A 17,079-nucleotide genomic window follows, 5' to 3' on the forward strand; every position below is an offset into this window, starting at 1 on the left:
GGCGTCCACATGGCAGGCCGTGAAGCAAGACGCGGCTTGGTCAGGCGCAGATTCTGCCTCCCCCGAATCCGTACCTCACGGAAAGAAGCCATTGCTCCTGAGGAACAGATAGGTCGCCAGTGCCCCGAATCCGTACCTCACGGAAAGAAGCCCTTGCTCCTGAGGAACAGATAGGTCGCCAGTGCAGTGCCCGCCGCAACGGCGCCGGCGGCGATCGTGCCTTCGGGCCCGGTGAAGGGCAGGCCTCCCGTGTTCATTCCGAACAGCCCCGTCACCAGCGTAGCGGGCAACATAAGCGCGGTCATGAGTGACAGGACGTAGAGGTTCTGGTTGGTCCGCTGGTTGGACTGCAAATCCAGCTCGTCGCGCAGGAGGCGCAGTTGCCCCTGTACCCCGAGTGCATCCGCATCGAGGCCCTGTAACCGCTGTGACAGCTTCTCCACCGTTGATTGCAGGGCTTCGGGCAGGTCGTCGTCCTGCTCCAGACGGCGGAAGACCCGCTGCGCGCCGTCAAGCATCCGGTGGATCTGCGCAAGGCGGCGGCGGATGTCGAGAAGGTTGCGGCTCGTCGGCGGGTGATGACCGTCGAGAAAAGCGTCCTCCGCTGTTTGCACGTCGGCAGAGAGACGGCGGATCACGATGTCGATGTTCTGGCTCAGGCTGCCGATCAGTACGTCCAGTGCGCTGGCGGGGCCGTCGACCCGTGCGCCGTCGCGGATGCGCTGGCTGACGATGTCGGCGGACCCCAGCGGATGGCGCCGCGCGGTCACGATCAGGTCGGGCAGTATCGCCACTCGCAGCGCGCCGATACGGGCAGTGTCGCGAACGTCGAAGTCACGCTCGAAATCATGGAGGATGCAGCACACCGCGCCGCCATCCACCAGCGCGCGCTGGTGCGAGTCGGGAGAAAGCAACAGTTCGCGCGCGCCGGCGGGCAGAGCGGCTGCTTGCTCGATCCAGACGCGGGTACCGTGGTCGGCCAGGTTGAAATGTAGCCAGCGGAACCTGTCATCCTGATCACCGTCGCAGGACGCGGGTTCGTGTGCGCCGCCGGGCGCGAAGTCCAGACCCCAGACGAGGCCGGGACCGGCGCCGAAAATGGCGCCGGTCCCGTGACCGTTTTCCGAGGGGGAAGGAATGTGCCGTTCGCCCGTATTTCCCTCCCGCGCCGTCAGAAGAACATCGAGAACAGGGCGTAAAGCCCGCCGGCCAGCAGGATCGACACTGGCAGCGTCAGCACCCACGCCATCAGCATGTTGCGCACCGTGCTCATCTGCAGGCCCGAGCCGTTGGCGGCCATCGTACCTGCCACGCCCGAAGACAGGACGTGAGTGGTGGATACCGGCAGGCCCAGGTGGTCGGCGGCGAAGATCGTGCCCATTGCCACCAGTTCAGCCGATGCACCCTGCGCATAAGTGAGGTGCGACTTGCCGATCTTTTCGCCCACCGTAACGACGATCCGCTTCCAGCCCACCATGGTGCCGAGGCCCAGAGCGAAAGCAACGGCGACCTTCACCCAGGTCGGGATGAAGCGGGTGCCGGCGTCGAGCGATTTCTTGAAGCCGTTGATCGCCTCGACCTGACCTTCGTTCAGGTTGGCGGCCTTGTCCTTGGCAAGGCGCTTGATGCCTTCCGAGGCGAGGTACATGTCGTTGCGCACGTTCTCGCTGGCGGAAGCCGGGACCTTCGCGAGCGATCCGTATTCGTCGACCTGGCGGTCGATGTCCTTGATCAAGGCGGCCAGTGCCGGGGCAGTGGAAGCCTGATGGTTCTTGTCGGCGATGTAGCTGGTCACGGCGATGCGCGCCGCAGCGGGCTGAAAGGTCGGATTAGTGGCAGGGGCGCCGCCGAGGGCGGCATAGGCGGCGTCGGCGCCGATGTGGAATTCCTGCGTGTAGCTGGCGGGAACCGCACGGTTGAGCGCATAGGCGGTCGGCACGGTCCCGATCAGGATGAGCATGATGAGGCCCATGCCCTTCTGTCCGTCGTTCGAGCCGTGTGCGAAGCTGACGCCGGTGCAGGTGAAGATCAGCAGGGCGCGGATCCACAGCGGCGGCGGCACGCCGTTCTTGGGTTCCTGATACAGTTCCTTGTTGCGGATCAGTACCTTCATGGCGAGGAACAGCAGGGCTGCCACGCCGAAACCGACCAGCGGGGAGATGAGCAGGGCCTGGCCGATTTCGCTGGCCTTGGTCCAATCCACGCCGGCGGTGCCGCTCTTGCCATGCATCATCGCATTGGCGACGCCGACACCGATGATGGAGCCGATCAGCGTGTGCGAACTGGAAGAGGGAATGCCCAGCCACCAGGTGGCGAGGTTCCACATGATCGCGGCGATCAGCAGGGCGAAGACCATCGCGAAGCCAGCGCTGGAGCCGACCTGCAGGATCAGTTCCACCGGCAGCAGTGATACGATGCCGAATGCCACCGCGCCGCTGGACAGAAGTACGCCCACGAAGTTGAAGAAACCGGACCATACCACCGCGACATTGGCGGGCATGGCGTTGGTATAGATCACCGTGGCGACGGCGTTGGCTGTATCGTGGAAGCCGTTCACGAATTCAAAGCCCAGCGCGATGAGCAGGGCGATGAACAACAAGGCGAAGGGCAGGAAAGCCATCGCGGACACGCCCGCCGCATTGGCGTCCACGTATACGCTGTAGGCGACATAGGCGATGGCGGCGAGGATCGCTGCGCCAAAGCCCAACTGGCCGGCAAGGCCTAGGCCGCCCTCCAGGTCAGGGCGTTCATATTTACTGACCGCGACGCTGGCATTCATGGAACCGGTTCCCCCCAGAGGTATCGCTTCCATGGTTAAGCCTGCCACGTGACAGCGATGTGGCACAAGTGATGGCAGAAATTGGGCGCCGAGAAATGACCACGACCTGGGGCGAGGCGGTCGCTTGAATGCTGATTGGTTTGTTGGAGGTGTTTCTTGGATCTGGTAAATTATTAAAATAAATGTTGTGATATTTAGATCAATATCATTGATATATACAATTTTATTATAGCATTAAGTAAACTGAATTGTTAAGAAATATGTTTCATATATATTTCGTGAAATTGTCAATACACGAAATATTTGTTGTTGAAATGCAACGGACAACTCTAGTTGTGCGTCAGTTTATTGAATAAAGGATGACAGTTAGATGCTCGCGGGGGCAAACGCCGCCGCCTGCTTCCGGCGCTGTGGACTTCGGTCCCGCCGGAATCCGCGAAAGGAGCATCAATGACATCCGAAATGAAGCGCCTGCTGCTGGCGTCCACCCTGCTCATGGGCCTTCCCTGCATCGCCCAGGCCCAGGAAGCCGATACTGACGAGGGCGAGGCCATCGTCGTGACCGGTTCTCGCCTGACCAATGCCAACCTCGAACAGGCCGCCCCGATCATGGCGCTGAGCGAGAAGGAATTGAAGCTGACCGGGCAGGTCAACGTGGAGAACATCCTCAAGGACCTGCCGCAGATCCTTCCCGGCGCTACCGGCGCGTCCAACAACCCGGGCGACGGCGTCGCCACGGCCGACCTGCGCGGCCTCGGCTCCGCGCGCACCCTGGTGCTGGTCAACGGCCGCCGCTACGTGTCCTACGACACCAACCAGATCGTCGACCTCAACACGATCCCGACCGCGCTGATCGAGCGCGTCGACGTGGTGACGGGCGGCAAGTCCGCCGTTTACGGTTCGGATGCGGTCAGCGGCGTCATCAACTTCGTGACCAAGCAGGACTTCGAAGGAATCCAGGCCAACGGCAACTACCGGATCACCAATTCCGGCGACGGCCCGCAGTTTACCGGCGGCCTGCTGGTCGGTAAGAACTTCGCGGACGGCCGGGGCAACATCACGCTTTACGGCGATTACATGAAGCGAAAATCGGTCCTGCAGTCGGCGCGCAGCTACACCTCCGTCGCCCAGACCGACGACGGCGAGGGCGGCCTTTCCGCCGGCGGCTCCAGTTCTATCCCGCAAGGCGCGATCGCAGTGGGAGGCAATCGCTACAAGTTCGCGCAGGATGGCAGCTATTCGGCCTACGATAGCACCACGGACGCCTACAACTACGCGCCCGACAATTATCTCCAGGTCCCGCAGAAGCGGGAACTGCTGTCCGGGCAGGCGCACTTCGACGTCAGCGACCACCTGACCCTTTATGCCGAGGGACAGTATGTTCACAACCGCGTTGCCAACCAGCTGGCGCCGACGCCGCTGACGGGGACGTTCTCGCTCGACACCGATTCCTCGTTCCTCAGCGCCGGCAGCCAGTCGCTGCTTTCGGGCTACGATACCGATGGCGACGGGTTTACCTCGGCTTCCGTGTATCGCCGCCTGAGCGAAGTGGGGCCGCGCATCTCCAAGGTGGACAGCAAGGCCTATCGCGGCGTGCTGGGCGCGCGCGGGACTATCGACGGAGACTGGAGCTACGACATCTACGGCAGCTTCTCGCGCACCAGGCGCGTCGAGCGGCAGCAGGGCAATGTATCGGCCAGCGCCGTGCAGCAGGCTCTGCTGACGACCTACGACAGTGCCGGCAGCCTCGTCTGCTCGGACACCAGCAATGGCTGCGTGCCGCTGAATATCTTCGGCGCGGGCAACATCAGCCAGGCTGCGGCGGATTTCATCTCGATCGACACGATGAACCGCTCAACCATCACCGAGAAGGTCGTCAGCGGCGCGATCACCAACGACAGTCTGTTCGACCTTGGCGCAGGTTACGCCGGCCTCGCGATCGGCGCGGAATACCGCAGTGAGCACGGCTCGTTCAACCCGGACGCCGCCCTGGCATCGGGCGATGTGATCGGGTTCAACGCCTCGGAGCCGACCTCGGGCGGTTATAACGTCAAGGAACTGTTCGCCGAGATCAACGTCCCGCTCTTGGCCGACCGCCCCTTTATCGACCGGCTCGATTTCAACGGAGCGGCGCGGTATTCCTACTACTCGACGGCGGCAAAGTCGGTCGGTACGTTCTCGGCCGGTCTGGTCTGGGCACCGATCAAGGATATCAGCCTGCGCGGCCAGTTCTCTCGCGCCGTGCGTGCACCTACCGTCAACGACCTCTACAGCGGCAGCGCCCAGAACTTCGAGACCGCGTCGGACCCCTGCGCCGTTGCCGGGGCGGCTGACAATGCCTCTCTGGTGGCAGCCTGCGTCGCGTCCGGTGTTCCGGCGAACTACGTCGGAACCGCATATAACGGCGGCGACACGCAGATCGACAGCCTGAACGGCGGCAACCCCAACCTGCGTGAAGAAACTGCGAACACCTATACGTTCGGTGCCGTCCTGCAGCCGCGAGCGATCCCGGGCCTGTCGCTCACAATCGACTACTACCACATCAAGATCGACAATTTCATCACCGCGGCAGGCACGGCGAACATCATCAATGCCTGCTTCGGCGGTTACGATACCAGCTACTGCTCGCTGCTGCCGCGCGATGCCAACAGCTACACGATCACCGGCGCGGTCGACAACCTGACCAACTCGGGCGGCGTGAAGACCGACGGCATCGACTTCGACGCGCAGTATACTGTTCCACTGGCGTTCGGCACGAATAACGAGAGCAAGCTGAACCTGCGCGTATCAGGCACCCGTCTGTTGGGCTGGACCTTCAAGCCGATCGCGGCGCTGTCGGATCTCACGGTCGATTGCAAGGGCAGCTTCGGGCTGCTGTGCGGCAACGTCTATGCCAAGTGGCGCCTCAACAGCCGCGTGACATGGGCAACCGAAGGCGCCACGCTTTCGCTCGCCTGGCGGCATCTCTCGTCGGTCAAGGACGACGATCCCTCGACCGTCTACACCGTCGAGAAGATCAAGGCCTATGACTACTTCGACCTGACCGCCAGCTTCGACATCGCCAAGCGGTTCACCTGGAATGTCGGCATGAACAACATGTTCAACCGCAAGCCGCCGATCCTGGGCGACAACCAGGAACAGGCCAATACCTTCCCATCGACGTATGACGTCTATGGGCGCACGTTCTTCACCGGACTGACCGTGGACTTCTGACGAAACAAGGCCGGGGAGCGGAGTTTTTCCGCTTCCCGACCCGTTCATTCACCCGCTGTCAGACCAGTTCGGCGAGGGCGGAAGCGTCGAAGCCCTTGAGATCCGCGCCGTCACCTGCGCGGACCTTGGCGGACCACTGCGGGTCGCTGATGAGGGCGCGGCCAACCGCAATGAGGTCGAATTCGTCGCGCTCCATACGTTCGATCAGGCCGTCGAGGCCGGTCGAGGTGGAGCTTTCTCCGCCGAACGCGGCCATGAAATCGCCCGACAGGCCCACCGATCCGACACTGATCGTCGCGGCGCCCGTCAGCTTCTTGGCCCAGCCCGCGAAGTTCAGGCCCTTGTCGCCATCGATTTCGGGAAATTCCGGCTCCCAGAAGCGGCGCTGCGAGCAGTGCAGCACGCTCACACCGGCATCGACCAGCGGTTGCAGCCAGTCAGCCATCAGTTCGGGGGTTTCGGCAAGACGCGCCTCGTAGTCCTGCTGCTTCCACTGGCTCACCCGCAGGATGATCGGGAAGTCGGGGCCCACCGCCGCCCGGACCGCCGCGACGATTTCCGCCGCGAAGCGCGAACGCTCGCGCAGGGTGGGACCGCCGTAGCGGTCGGTGCGCAGATTGGTGCCCGCCCAAAAGAACTGGTCGATGAGATAGCCATGCGCGCCGTGCAGTTCGATGGTATCGAAACCCAGGCGCTTGGCATCGGCGGCCGCGCGCGCGAAGGCGGCGATGGTGTCGGCAATGGCCGCATCGTCCATGGCCAACCCGCGCGGCGCGCCCGGCGCGTCAAGGCCCGAGGGGCTTTCCACCGGCGTTTCGGGGGTCCATTCGGTCATGAAGCTCTTGACCGCGCCGGTGTGCCAAAGCTGCGGGCCCATGCGGCCACCAGCGCCGTGGACGGCGTCGATCACGCCTTTCCAGCCCGCCAGTGCGGCATCGCCGTGGAAGAAGGGGATACCCGCATCGTTGCGCGAGGCGGGGCGGTCCACCACCGTGCCCTCGGACAGAATCAGGCCCACGCCGCCTTCGGCGCGGCGGCGGTAGTAGTCGGCATTGGCGGCAACGGGCACGCCCTGGTCCGTGATGGAACGGGTCATCGGCGCCATTACGATGCGGTTGGGCAGTTCGAGCGACCCGATACGAAACGGACGAAACAGGATGTCGGTGGCAGAAGCGGTCATGCGGATGGTCTCCATTGCAGCGCAGGCGCACTAGGTATATCTTGGATACCTGACGTCAATGAGGCACCCTGGATCGCCCAGGTATACCGGAGGATACCACATGGCCGAATGTCAAAGTTTCGTCGTCGATTGCCCAAGCCGTCTGCTGTTCGACCAGCTTGCCGACAAATGGTCGATGATGGTGCTGGCGGTCCTTGATCCGGGGCCGATGCGGTTCAATTCGATCAAGCGCCACCTTGAGGGCGTAACCCAGAAGGCGCTGACGCAGTGCCTGCGCCGTCTGGAGCGCAACGGCCTGCTTACGCGGCGCGTCATCCCCGCCTCGCCAGTGGCTGTCGAGTACGAGATTTCGCCGCTCGGCCGGTCGCTGCAGGTGCCCTTCAAGGCGCTGTATAACTGGACCGTGGTCAATCTTGATCAGGTGGAGGAAGCGCGGCAGGAGTTCGACCAGCGGCTTGCTGCCTAGCTGGCGGGTTGCTGGCCTCGCTCGTCGCTCCAGCCCAAGCCCAGGGCTTTTTGCACCGCGATATAGTCGATCGTCAGCTGCGCGCGGGCCTGCGCCGCGGCAATCGCGGCGGAAAGCTGCTGCCGCTCGATGTCCAGCTGGTCGATCAGGCTTGAGGTGCCCGCAGCGAAGCGTTGCCGGTTAAGCCCGGCAGCGCGCGCCGCACTCTGCTCTGCGCCCGTCAACTGGGCAAGCTGGCGGCGGGTCGCACCGAAGCGGGCCAGACTGTCCTCGGCATCCTGAAGCGCGGCGAGGACCGACTGGCGGTACTGCGCCTGCGCCCCGTCACGCTGGGCCTCGGCCTCGCGCACGGTGCTGCGGCTGCGGCCGAAATCGAGGACCGGCCAGCTGAGCTGCGGCATCAGCAGCGCGGCAAGGTTGCCCGGATCGAGCACGTCGCCCGGCTCGGTGCCGCCAAGGCCAAGAATGCCGGAGAACTTGATGCCGGGCATTGCCTGGGCTTTCTTCACACCGATGTTCGCCGTGCTGGCCGCCAGCGCACGTTCGGCCGAGCGCACGTCGGGGCGATGCGCGATCAGCGTGGCCGGATCGCCGATCGGGACCGAGGCAGGAGGTAGGGGAACCGGCGCGCTGGCCTCCAGCACGGCGTCCAGTTCTCCCGGTGCGCGGCCGGTCAGTACCGCCAGCGCGTCCTTGTAGATCGCGATCTGGGCGGTGAGCGGGATATTCTGCGCATCGGTCGACGCCAGTTCGGCCTGCAGCCGCTCCACCTGCAGCCTGGAGGCGGTGCCTGCCGCAAGGCGCTGGTGCGACAGGTCCAGCGCGCGGCGCTGCAGTTCGCTCGACCGCGCGTTGAGGCGGGCGCGTTCCTCGACGTCCCTCAGGTTGACGTAAGACTGCGCGACCTGCGCGCTCAACGAGACCTGGGCGTCGGCAAGGTCTGCGTACCGCTGGTCCAGCGTATCGCGCGCCGCTTCGACGCCGCGCTGCTTTCCGCCGAACAGGTCCGGCTCCCACGAGACGCTGGCGCCCACGTTGTAGAAGTTGAGCGCGTTGGAACTGCCGGAGGAGGATTCGCCTTCCCCGCCGTCAGACGAATCGCCGCCGCCCAGCGCGCCTAGGCCTGAACCGGGCAGGCGTGCGTGGACGTACATGCCGGTCGCCGATGCGGTGGGCAGCAGGTTGGCGCGGCCCTGTTCCAGCTTTGCGCGCGCTTCGCGGATATGTGCCTGCGCCGCTTCGATGCTGGGGCTGCCGCTGAGGGCCTCGTCTACGAGGCGGTTCAGCGCGGCGTCGTCCAGCGTTTCCCACCAGCGCGAGAGGCCGGGGCCAGCGGCAAGCGCAGGGTCGTCCGCACGCACGAAAGTGCCGCGGGTCGCCGCTGCGGACCCGACTTCAGGCGGTCCGGCATAGTCGGGGCCGGAAGTGCAGGCAGCCACGCAAGTCGCCGTCAGGAGTACGAAGGCGCGCCGCATCAGTGCATCCCCGCCATCGAGGCATTGCGCGGCAACGGCCGCAGGAACAGCACGAGCGGGATGACGCAGATCGTCACCATGCTCATCACGAAAAAGATGTCGTTGTAGGTCATGACAAGCGCCTGTCCCTGAATTTGCTGGCCGAGCAGGCGGATGCCGGCGTCGGGGCTCCCGATCGCCTGCCCCAGGCCGGTGACGTAGCCCTGCACGTCCGGCGAATTGGCGTTGAGCGTTTCCTCCATTCGGCGCGAATGCAGCCAGACGCGGTTTTGCTGGAGGATGGATATGCCCGCCAGGGCAAAGCTGCCGCCCAGATTGCGCATGGAGTTGAACAGGCCCGAGGCATCGCCCGCGTCCTCCGGCGGGACCGACTGGACCACCGCCTGGCTCAGGAACAACATGCCCATGATCTGGCCGATACCGCGCATGAGCTGGGAATCCGTGAATTCCGCGCCGGTCGAATCGAGCGTCAGCCCTGATTCCATCCAGGCGGACAAACCCATGATGCCCATGCCGAAGGCCACTGCGATGCGGATATCGAGGTGCTTGAGCAGCAAAGGTACGAACGGCATCAGCAGAATGCTTGGAATGCCGGAAAGCAGCACGACCTTGCCCGATTGCAGCGCATTGTAATCGGCGATCGCGGCGAGGAACTGAGGGATCGCATAGGACGTGCCGTAAAGCACCACGCCCAGCGCCATGCCCATCAGCGCCACCGACCCGAACTGCCGGTCAAGCAGGAGGCTGAGCTTGATGACCGGGCGCCGCGCGGTGAACTGGCCGTAGAACAGCAGTAGAAACCCGAACAGGCTGGTCGCCGCCATCGCCTGGATCAACGACGAAGCGAACCATTCTTCTCGCGCGCCTTCTTCCAGGAACACCGTGAGCCCGCCCATGCCGAGCGCGAGGCCGACGATGCCCACCCAGTCCGCCTCGCGCAGCAGGTGCAGCTTGGAGGGCTGATGCGGCAGGCCGACCACCAGCAGGGTGATGAGGATGATCGATATCGGCACGTTGAGGAAGAAGGCGTAGTGCCAGCTCAGGTTTTCGGCCAGCCACCCGCCTACCAGCGGGCCGATCAGCGGGCCAAGGATAGCGACGACGCCGAACGCGGCAGTGCCGATGGATTGCTGGCTGCGGGGCAGGCGCTGGGCGATGATGGTCTGCGCGGTGGGGATCATCGCACCGCCCGTGATCCCTTGGCCGACGCGGCCGATTATCATGATCGTCAGCGAATTTGCGAAGCCGCACAGGATCGAGAAGCCGGTGAACAGGGTAACCGCGATCAGCAGGAAAGTGCGCAGTCCCAGCAGCCGCTCCAGCCAGGCGGATAGCGGAATGATGATGATCTCGGCGACGAGGTAGGACGTCGCCACCCAGGCGCCTTCGGTGCCGGTCGCGCCGATCTCGCCCTGAATTGTGGGCAAGGCGGAATTGACGATCGAGATGTCGAGCGTCGCCATCAGCGCGCCCAGCGTGCCTGCCGCCACCGCCAGCCAGGCGCTGAGATCGGCCCGCTCGGGGCGCGGCGGATTGCCGGGGAGAGCGGCGCTTGCCACGGTCAGCGAGCCTTCGCTTCGAGCCGCTCCTGGTCGTCCTCGATGCGTTGCAGTTCGTCTTTGGCGCTGCGGGTGTCGACGGTGACCTTCACCGAAAGGCCCGGCAGCAGCACCTTGCGCGCCGAGGCCGGGGCCTCGATGACAAGGCGCACGGGTACGCGCTGGACGATCTTGGTGAAGTTGCCCGTCGCGTTCTCAGGCGGCAGGATGGAAAACTGCGCGCCCGTACCCGGAGATACGCTGGCGACCCGTCCATCCACTTCGACGCCCGAAAGTGCGTCGACGGAAATCTTGGCGGGCTGGCCGGGGCGCATCAGCGCGAGCTGTGTTTCCTTGAAGTTGGCGACGACGTAAAGCTTGCTCAGCGGCACGACCGACATCAGCCGGGTGCCGGCCTGCACGAACTGGCCGATACGCACTGTCTTGTCGCCGATGCGCCCGGCGATGGGCGCTGTCAGCCTGGTGGCGGACAAGTCGATCCCCGCGGCGTCGAGTTGGGCGCGGGCGCCTTGCCCTTGCGCCTCCGCCTGACGAACCTGCGCCTCTATCGCTGCCACATGACGCTTCTGCATCTCCAGCGCGGCCTGCTGCTGGCGCAGTTGCTGCGCGGATTCAGCAGCGGCAAGGCGCAACTGGTCCAACTGCTGGCGGGTTTCGGCGCCGCTGGCAGCGAGGGGAGCGTAGCGGGCCACTTCGGCGGCGTCGTGGGCCGCCTTGGCGCGCGCGGCGGCAAGCTGCGCCTGCGCCTGTGCGATGGCGGCCTGCTGCTCGGCCATGCCTGCGCGGGCATTCTCCGCGCCGGCTACGGCCTGCGCGATCTGGGCGCGGGCCTGCGCGACCTTCGCGTCGTAATCACCCGGATCGATCCGGGCCAGCGCCTCGCCCTGCTTTACGTCCTGGTTGTCGTCCACCAGTACCTCAGTGACATAGCCGCTGACTTTCGGCGCGATGGCTACCGCATCGGCGCGAATCTGGGCGTCGTCGGTTTCCTCGAAGTACTGGCCGTAGGTCTTGTGCCGCCAGTACCAGAGCCCGGCAGCGACAAGCGCGACGATCGCAACGACAATGACGATTGCCTTGGTCCTGCCACTCAGCGCGCGGCGCCCGGAGCCGGAGGGTTCGTTTTCGCGGTCTTGCGGGGGGGGATTTTCAACCATCAGCGCGGCTGATCGCGCCAGCCGGGCATGGCGTCAAGATCATTGTGCAGGTGCGTGGTCCCGGCGCCGCGCATTCAGGCCGGTGGAAGGTCCGAAAACGGGAAATGGGTCCCGGCGCAGATATCGGTGGGGCGGCTTGCCGGAAGGCGACGGGAGGCGTAATTTGGCTCGATAACAAAAGTCGACGGAGAGTCGGTTTATGGAGAGGTACGACCCGAGCATCCACGCCTGCCCGCTGGGCATGCTGTGCGCTATGAGCCTTGTGGCCCTGATGGTGTTTCTGGCTGCGCTTATGCTGTTCGGCTGAACGCTGCAGCTTGCCGTATTGCAGTCCGATGCGGCCCTTGCGCTGCCGGATCCCGGCCTTTTTGCCATGCCCAAAATTTTTTCACGCCGGGAACAAATTATTTGCGCCTCTCAGCGTGATTTAAGTGAGCAAATCTAATAATTTATCGCGAAAATGATATGAACATGAAGACCGGGTGACGACGGTGTCTTCAAACCTAAATCTAACTGTCTTGTTGTTGCCATAACAGCGCCCTTGCAGAGCAAAAATGTTTCTAAAAGGGTGTGTTTTCATCATGTTAAACAAAACTGTCCGCGCGGCGCTTCTCGCCGGGTCGGTGCTTGCGAGCATGGCCTCGACAAGTGCGTTCGCCGAGGCTCCGGCAGCTGCCGAAGATGCCGCGGATCTGGGACTGGGCGATATCGTCGTCACCGCGACCAAGCGTGAGACGAACCTTCAGGAAACCCCGATCGCAATGGCGGTCATGAACACCGAAACGCTCAAGGACCGTCACGTCCAGAGCCTCTACGACCTTGCCGACGGCGCCATTCCCTCGCTGCGCATCGCCACGTTCGAAGCTCGCCAGAGCGCGCTGACCATCGGCATTCGCGGCATCGTGCCGCTTGACGCCAATCAGCCCGCCCGCGAGCAGGGCGTGGGGATCTATGTCGACGGCGTATATCTTGGCCGCCAGCATGGCCTCAACGCTGCGCTGTTCGATGTTGAGCGCGTCGAAGTGCTCAAGGGTCCGCAGGGCACGCTGTTCGGCCGGAATACCGAAGGCGGCGCCCTGAGCATCGTCAGCAAGGCCCCGACCGGCGAGTTCGGCGGGCGCGCCGGTGGCGGTTTCGGCAATTACGGCGCCTATACCGGCGACATCCACCTCGACCTGCCCAAGTTCGCCGGCTTCAGCGTTAAGCTGGACGGCGTGCTGCAGCACCAGGATCCGACCACCAAGAACCCGCTCGCAGGCCAGGCCGGCTTCAACCAGTACCACCGCAAGGGTGGCCGCGTGGCCGTGCGCTGGCAGCCGACCAGCAGCATCACCGACGACTTCTCCTACGATGTCGCGCGTGATGCCAATACGCCGTTCTACAGCCAGCTGCTGAACTACAACCCCAATGGCTGCGTCGCCGGAACCCAGGCCGCCAGCGCCGCCTGCACCCTGCCGGGCACCCAGTACACCAACCTCACGGGCACCGTGAAGTCGCTCACGCCGGCGGTGGTCATCAACGGCAAGACGCGCATGAAGGTTGCCGACATCGGCGTGCCGCAGCAGGTCAGCGTCGACAAGACCCACGGCTTCACCAACTCGCTCAAGTGGACCGTCTCACCCGAGATCGAGCTGCGCGCGATCACCGCTTGGCGCGGTGTCGAAGCAACGCAATGGGACAACAGCGGCGGCGCGCACCGCGTACCCGTGGTCAACCTGACCGCCGCCTGCACGGCCGCCGCGCCCTGCGCCTTCAGCCGCTACAGCCTTGCCGACCTGCGCCAGCGCCAGTTCAGCCAGGAACTCCAGGCTGTCGGCACTGTCGGCACCGTCGACTACGTCGCCGGTTTGTACTACTTCAACGAACACGTGAGCGACGATGCGGCAACGCCGAACTCCAATGGCGTGTACCTCAACAGCGCCGGCCAGGCGGTTTACACGATCCTCAACTCCTGCACGGGTTCGGGCGGGTTCGGCTCCGAGATCGGCTGCCGCTCGATCGACCGTGCTTCGGAAGTGTGGTCGAAGAGCTACTCGGCCTATGGCCAGGCCACCTGGAACGCCACCGACAAGATCCATCTTACCGTCGGCGGCCGCTACACGCACGACAAGAAGCGCGGCGTGCTGCACTTCTCGCGCAACGTGAACTACGATGTCGAGACGGCCAAGGCGAACGCAGCCGGCTATACTCCGCTGGATGAAAGCTGGAACCGCTTCAATCCGATGGCCACGCTGGCCTATGACGCGACCGACGATCTGCACGTCTATGCTAAGTACGCCACGGGCTACCGCGCCGGCGGTGCCAGCTCGCGCACGGCCAACTACCAGGCGTTCAACCCTGAAGACGTGAAGTCCTACGAAGTTGGTCTGAAGAGCGATTTCTGGAACCACCGCGCCCGCTTCAACCTCGCCGGCTACATGATGGACCGTAAAAACAGCCAGGTCGACATCAGCTCGATCCAGTCGTTCAACGGCTCGAACTACAACAACCTGGTCACGATCAACGCGCCCGGCACCACCAAGATCCGCGGTGTCGAGGCGGACCTGACTGTGAACCCGGTCGAAGGCCTAACGCTTAACGCATCCTACGCCTACACCTACACCAAGATCCCCTTGGTACCGATCACCTACACCGGCACCAACGGGGCCTCGACCACTGTCGACCAGCGTTTCTACATCGTGTTCACCCCGCGCAATGCGGCCAGCGGCTCGATCGACTATGCGCTGCCGATCGGTCAGGATGACACCACGCTGAAGTTCCACATCGACGGCAACTATTCGCAGGCAACGCAGGCCTTCGACCAGTTCGGCACCAAGAACGACGCTTCGCTGATCTTCAACGGACGCATCTCGCTGGCTGACATCGGCGTGGGCGACCACAAGCTGACGCTGGGCGTGTGGGGGCGCAACCTGTTCAACGAGCAGTATGTCTTCCGCCGCGATCCGTCGAACAGTCTGCCGGGCGCGCCGACCACCAGCGTGTCGACCGGCAGCGTCAACAACATCCTGGGCGACTACGGCAACTTCAACGCGCCGCGCACTTTCGGCCTCGACGCCAGCGTCCAGTTCTAACCGCTTTCCCCCCGCCGCCGGCCACCTTAACGGGGCTGGCGGTCCCGGAAATGCGGTCATGCGGAGAAATGTTCCCTTTCGATGGGGGAACAGTTCAGGTCGCCGCAAGATCGCAAAACTGATCGGCGTGACGCTCCCCCGCGTCACGCCGTTTTTTCGTGTCAGGCCGGCAGCACGACGGTGACTTTGACGCCGCCTTCAGGCCCGGCATCGCCCAGCGCCAGGGTTCCGCGATGAAGGCGGGCGATGGCACCGGCCAGCGGCAGACCCAGCCCGTGACCACTGCCCCTACGCCCTATCCTTCCGAACCTGCGCAGCACCAGTGCGCGTTGATCTTGCGAAATGCCGGGACCATCGTCCGTCACTATCAGGACTACACCATGGTCACCTCGCTCCGCGCTAATCCGTACCGTGGTTCCTTCCGGGCCGTGCCTCAGGGCGTTCTCGAGCAGGTTGTGAAGCAACTGGGACAGCAGTTGACGATCCCCGACCAGGGTGCCCCCATTGCATGGGCCGACAATCAACCGCTGGTTCTCGTCCTCGGCCAAGGGGCGCACCATGTCGGCGATGTCCGCGATCAGCGCGTCGAAGTCCAATGAGCGGAAACCCGCACGGCGGGCGCCGCTCTCAATTTCGGCGATGCGCAGCAAAGCGCCGAACATGCCCAGCAGGTCGTCGGCCTGAGCGGTGGCCAGCGCGAGTTGGTCGCGCAGCGATTCAGCGTCGCCGCGCTGTTCCAACAGGGCCAATTCGTTACGCAGCCTTGCAAGTGGTGTGCGAAGTTCGTGCGATATATCATTGGAAACATTACGAACCTCAGCCATCAACTGGCCGATGCGGTCAAGCATTCGATTGAACGCGGCTGCCTGCTGATCGAACTCCCCGCCGTCACCGACGACCGGAACGCGCTGCGAAAGGTCGCCGTCGATAATCGATTCCACGGTGGTGCGCATTGCCTCGATCCGCTGGCCGATCAGCCTGCGGAACAATAGCAGGCCTATCAGCACGACTAGCACGATTGCGCCGAACCCGGTGATGTAGATGAGCTTTCGGGCAGAAAAATAGTCGTCGATCGGCTCGGTCTCGGCAAATACGGCAAGGCGCATTCCGCCGTGAAGATCGCGCACGAAGACACGGCCGGCGCTAAGACCTTCAATGCGGTCCTGCCGGTTGAGCGAAGAGAATCCTGAGGGCAATTCGCGGGAAAACCGGGTGTTTCCGATAATCGTGCGCCCCTGTGCATCCGTCAGCAGCAGGCCTAGGTCACCGGTATCGCGCTGGCTGGTCAGTTCCCTTATCCGCCGGACGAGTTCACCTCGAGAAAGGCCGGTGCCGGTGGGGGCCAGTTCAGCGCTCTCGAAAGCGATGCGCTTGTCCACCAGCACGTTGATCATCGACAGCGTCGCGAAGAACGTGCCTAGCCCGGCGAGAGTGGTGACCGTCAGGAACAGGCACAGGAAGGCGATGGTTAGCCCGCGAAGCGACCTTGCAGTGCCAATCATGCGCGCAATTGATAGCCGATCCCACGCACGGTCCCGATCGGATCGTCACCGTGCTGGATCAGCTTCGCGCGCAGATGCTTGACGTGGGAATCGATGATATTGGTCGTCGGAACGAAATCATGGCCCCAGATGCGTTCTATCAGCATCGCCCGCGTGACGACCTGCCCGTCCGCGCGCACCAGTTCGAGGAGCAGGTTGAATTCGGTGCGTGACAGGTTGAGCGCTTGTCCCCCACGCCACGCCAGCACCCGCGTCGGGCTGACGAGGATATCACCCGCGCTCACGGTATCGGTCGGCTGTTCCGTGACGCGGCGGGCGCGCAGCAGGGCGTGCAGCCGAGCGTTCAGTTCGAGGGCGTCGACCGGCTTGACGACATAGTCGTCGGCGCCAGCCTCGAAACCTTCGAGCTTGTCTGGAATCTGACCCAGCGCGGTGAGCATGAGGACCGGCACGTTCATGCCGCTTTCGCGCAGCTGGCGCAAAAGGTCGATGCCGTCGAGGTGGGGCAGCATCCAGTCCAGGATCAGAATGTCGAAGGCGTGCTGACCAAGCAGGACCAGGGCTTTGCGACCATCGTCTGCGGCCTGAACCTCGTGCCCGAACTGGGAAAGCTGGGCGACGAGTTGCCGCTGAAGCTGGCGATCATCTTCGACCAGAAGAATATGCAGGCTCATAAT

11 protein-coding genes are annotated in these 17,079 nt (G+C 63.9%); 3 read left to right on the top strand and 8 right to left on the bottom strand.

The window, feature by feature from the left end; translation table 11 throughout:
• Positions 1–137: 137 nt before the first annotated feature.
• Positions 138–1,244, bottom strand: coding sequence for a CorA family divalent cation transporter (locus tag TQ38_RS25220; protein WP_240198098.1), 1,107 nt, complete (start codon positions 1,242–1,244; stop codon positions 138–140).
• A complete protein-coding gene (locus TQ38_RS25225; protein WP_043970514.1) occupies positions 1,172–2,779 on the bottom strand; it encodes an inorganic phosphate transporter in 1,608 nt (535 codons plus the stop codon). Before TQ38_RS25225 ends, TQ38_RS25220 begins: the two co-directional genes overlap by 73 nt.
• 450 nt (positions 2,780–3,229) lie before the next feature.
• On the opposite strand from TQ38_RS25225, the gene TQ38_RS25230 reads away from it, so the two are divergent.
• Positions 3,230–5,992, top strand: coding sequence for a TonB-dependent receptor (locus TQ38_RS25230; RefSeq protein WP_043970516.1), 2,763 nt, complete (start codon positions 3,230–3,232; stop codon positions 5,990–5,992).
• A 58-nt stretch (positions 5,993–6,050) separates the two neighbouring features.
• Here TQ38_RS25230 and TQ38_RS25235 read toward each other — a convergent pair whose 3' ends face one another.
• Positions 6,051–7,172: an NADH:flavin oxidoreductase gene (locus TQ38_RS25235; protein WP_043970518.1), complete on the bottom strand. Its 1,122-nt coding sequence runs from the start codon at positions 7,170–7,172 to the stop codon at positions 6,051–6,053.
• A gap of 100 nt (positions 7,173–7,272) precedes the next feature.
• Here TQ38_RS25235 and TQ38_RS25240 point away from each other — a divergent pair, with 100 nt between their 5' ends.
• Positions 7,273–7,638 carry a helix-turn-helix domain-containing protein gene (locus TQ38_RS25240; RefSeq protein ID WP_043970520.1) on the top strand — a complete coding sequence of 122 codons (366 nt, stop codon included), beginning with the start codon at positions 7,273–7,275 and terminating at the stop codon, positions 7,636–7,638.
• Here the strand turns inward: TQ38_RS25240 and TQ38_RS25245 are convergent.
• From TQ38_RS25245 to TQ38_RS25255, 3 genes are read right to left on the bottom strand one after another with little or no spacing between them, the layout of a single operon-like run.
• Positions 7,635–9,113 (bottom strand): efflux transporter outer membrane subunit, encoded by a 1,479-nt coding sequence (locus tag TQ38_RS25245; RefSeq protein WP_043970522.1) that lies wholly within the window; start codon positions 9,111–9,113, stop codon positions 7,635–7,637. The genes TQ38_RS25240 and TQ38_RS25245 overlap by 4 nt on opposite strands.
• Positions 9,113–10,672, bottom strand: coding sequence for an MDR family MFS transporter (locus tag TQ38_RS25250; RefSeq protein ID WP_043970524.1), 1,560 nt, complete (start codon positions 10,670–10,672; stop codon positions 9,113–9,115). The genes TQ38_RS25245 and TQ38_RS25250 overlap by 1 nt, the downstream gene beginning before the upstream one ends.
• 2 nt (positions 10,673–10,674) lie before the next feature.
• The gene (locus TQ38_RS25255) at positions 10,675–11,829 is read right to left on the bottom strand and encodes an HlyD family secretion protein (protein ID WP_052505526.1); all 1,155 of its coding nucleotides are present in this window, start codon (positions 11,827–11,829) and stop codon (positions 10,675–10,677) included.
• A 581-nt stretch (positions 11,830–12,410) separates the two neighbouring features.
• Between TQ38_RS25255 and TQ38_RS25260 the strand changes: the two genes are divergently transcribed.
• A complete protein-coding gene (locus TQ38_RS25260; protein ID WP_043970526.1) occupies positions 12,411–14,900 on the top strand; it encodes a TonB-dependent receptor in 2,490 nt (829 codons plus the stop codon).
• Positions 14,901–15,061: 161 nt separating this feature from the next.
• Here TQ38_RS25260 and TQ38_RS25265 read toward each other — a convergent pair whose 3' ends face one another.
• Together TQ38_RS25265 and TQ38_RS25270 are read right to left on the bottom strand one after the other, a co-directional pair.
• On the bottom strand, positions 15,062–16,402 hold the full coding sequence (locus TQ38_RS25265) for a HAMP domain-containing sensor histidine kinase (protein WP_043970527.1): 1,341 nt from the start codon (positions 16,400–16,402) through the stop codon (positions 15,062–15,064).
• Positions 16,399–17,076: a response regulator transcription factor gene (locus TQ38_RS25270; RefSeq protein WP_082057493.1), complete on the bottom strand. Its 678-nt coding sequence runs from the start codon at positions 17,074–17,076 to the stop codon at positions 16,399–16,401. Before TQ38_RS25270 ends, TQ38_RS25265 begins: the two co-directional genes overlap by 4 nt.
• Positions 17,077–17,079: the final 3 nt, after the last annotated feature.

Origin of the sequence: Novosphingobium sp. P6W (assembly GCF_000876675.2) — a bacterium.
Lineage (GTDB): Bacteria > Pseudomonadota > Alphaproteobacteria > Sphingomonadales > Sphingomonadaceae > Novosphingobium.

What these genes read in the sequence shown, in the direction of transcription:
- TQ38_RS25225 (WP_043970514.1), bottom strand. Translation starts at nt 2,779, where the DNA reads ATGAATGCCAGCGTCGCGGTCAGTAAATATGAACGCCCTGACCTGGAG.
- TQ38_RS25230 (WP_043970516.1), top strand. Translation starts at nt 3,230, where the DNA reads ATGACATCCGAAATGAAGCGCCTGCTGCTGGCGTCCACCCTGCTCATG.
- TQ38_RS25235 (WP_043970518.1), bottom strand. Translation starts at nt 7,172, where the DNA reads ATGACCGCTTCTGCCACCGACATCCTGTTTCGTCCGTTTCGTATCGGG.
- TQ38_RS25240 (WP_043970520.1), top strand. Translation starts at nt 7,273, where the DNA reads ATGGCCGAATGTCAAAGTTTCGTCGTCGATTGCCCAAGCCGTCTGCTG.
- TQ38_RS25245 (WP_043970522.1), bottom strand. Translation starts at nt 9,113, where the DNA reads ATGCGGCGCGCCTTCGTACTCCTGACGGCGACTTGCGTGGCTGCCTGC.
- TQ38_RS25255 (WP_052505526.1), bottom strand. Translation starts at nt 11,829, where the DNA reads ATGGTTGAAAATCCCCCCCCGCAAGACCGCGAAAACGAACCCTCCGGC.
- TQ38_RS25260 (WP_043970526.1), top strand. Translation starts at nt 12,411, where the DNA reads ATGTTAAACAAAACTGTCCGCGCGGCGCTTCTCGCCGGGTCGGTGCTT.
- TQ38_RS25265 (WP_043970527.1), bottom strand. Translation starts at nt 16,402, where the DNA reads ATGATTGGCACTGCAAGGTCGCTTCGCGGGCTAACCATCGCCTTCCTG.
- TQ38_RS25270 (WP_082057493.1), bottom strand. Translation starts at nt 17,076, where the DNA reads ATGAGCCTGCATATTCTTCTGGTCGAAGATGATCGCCAGCTTCAGCGG.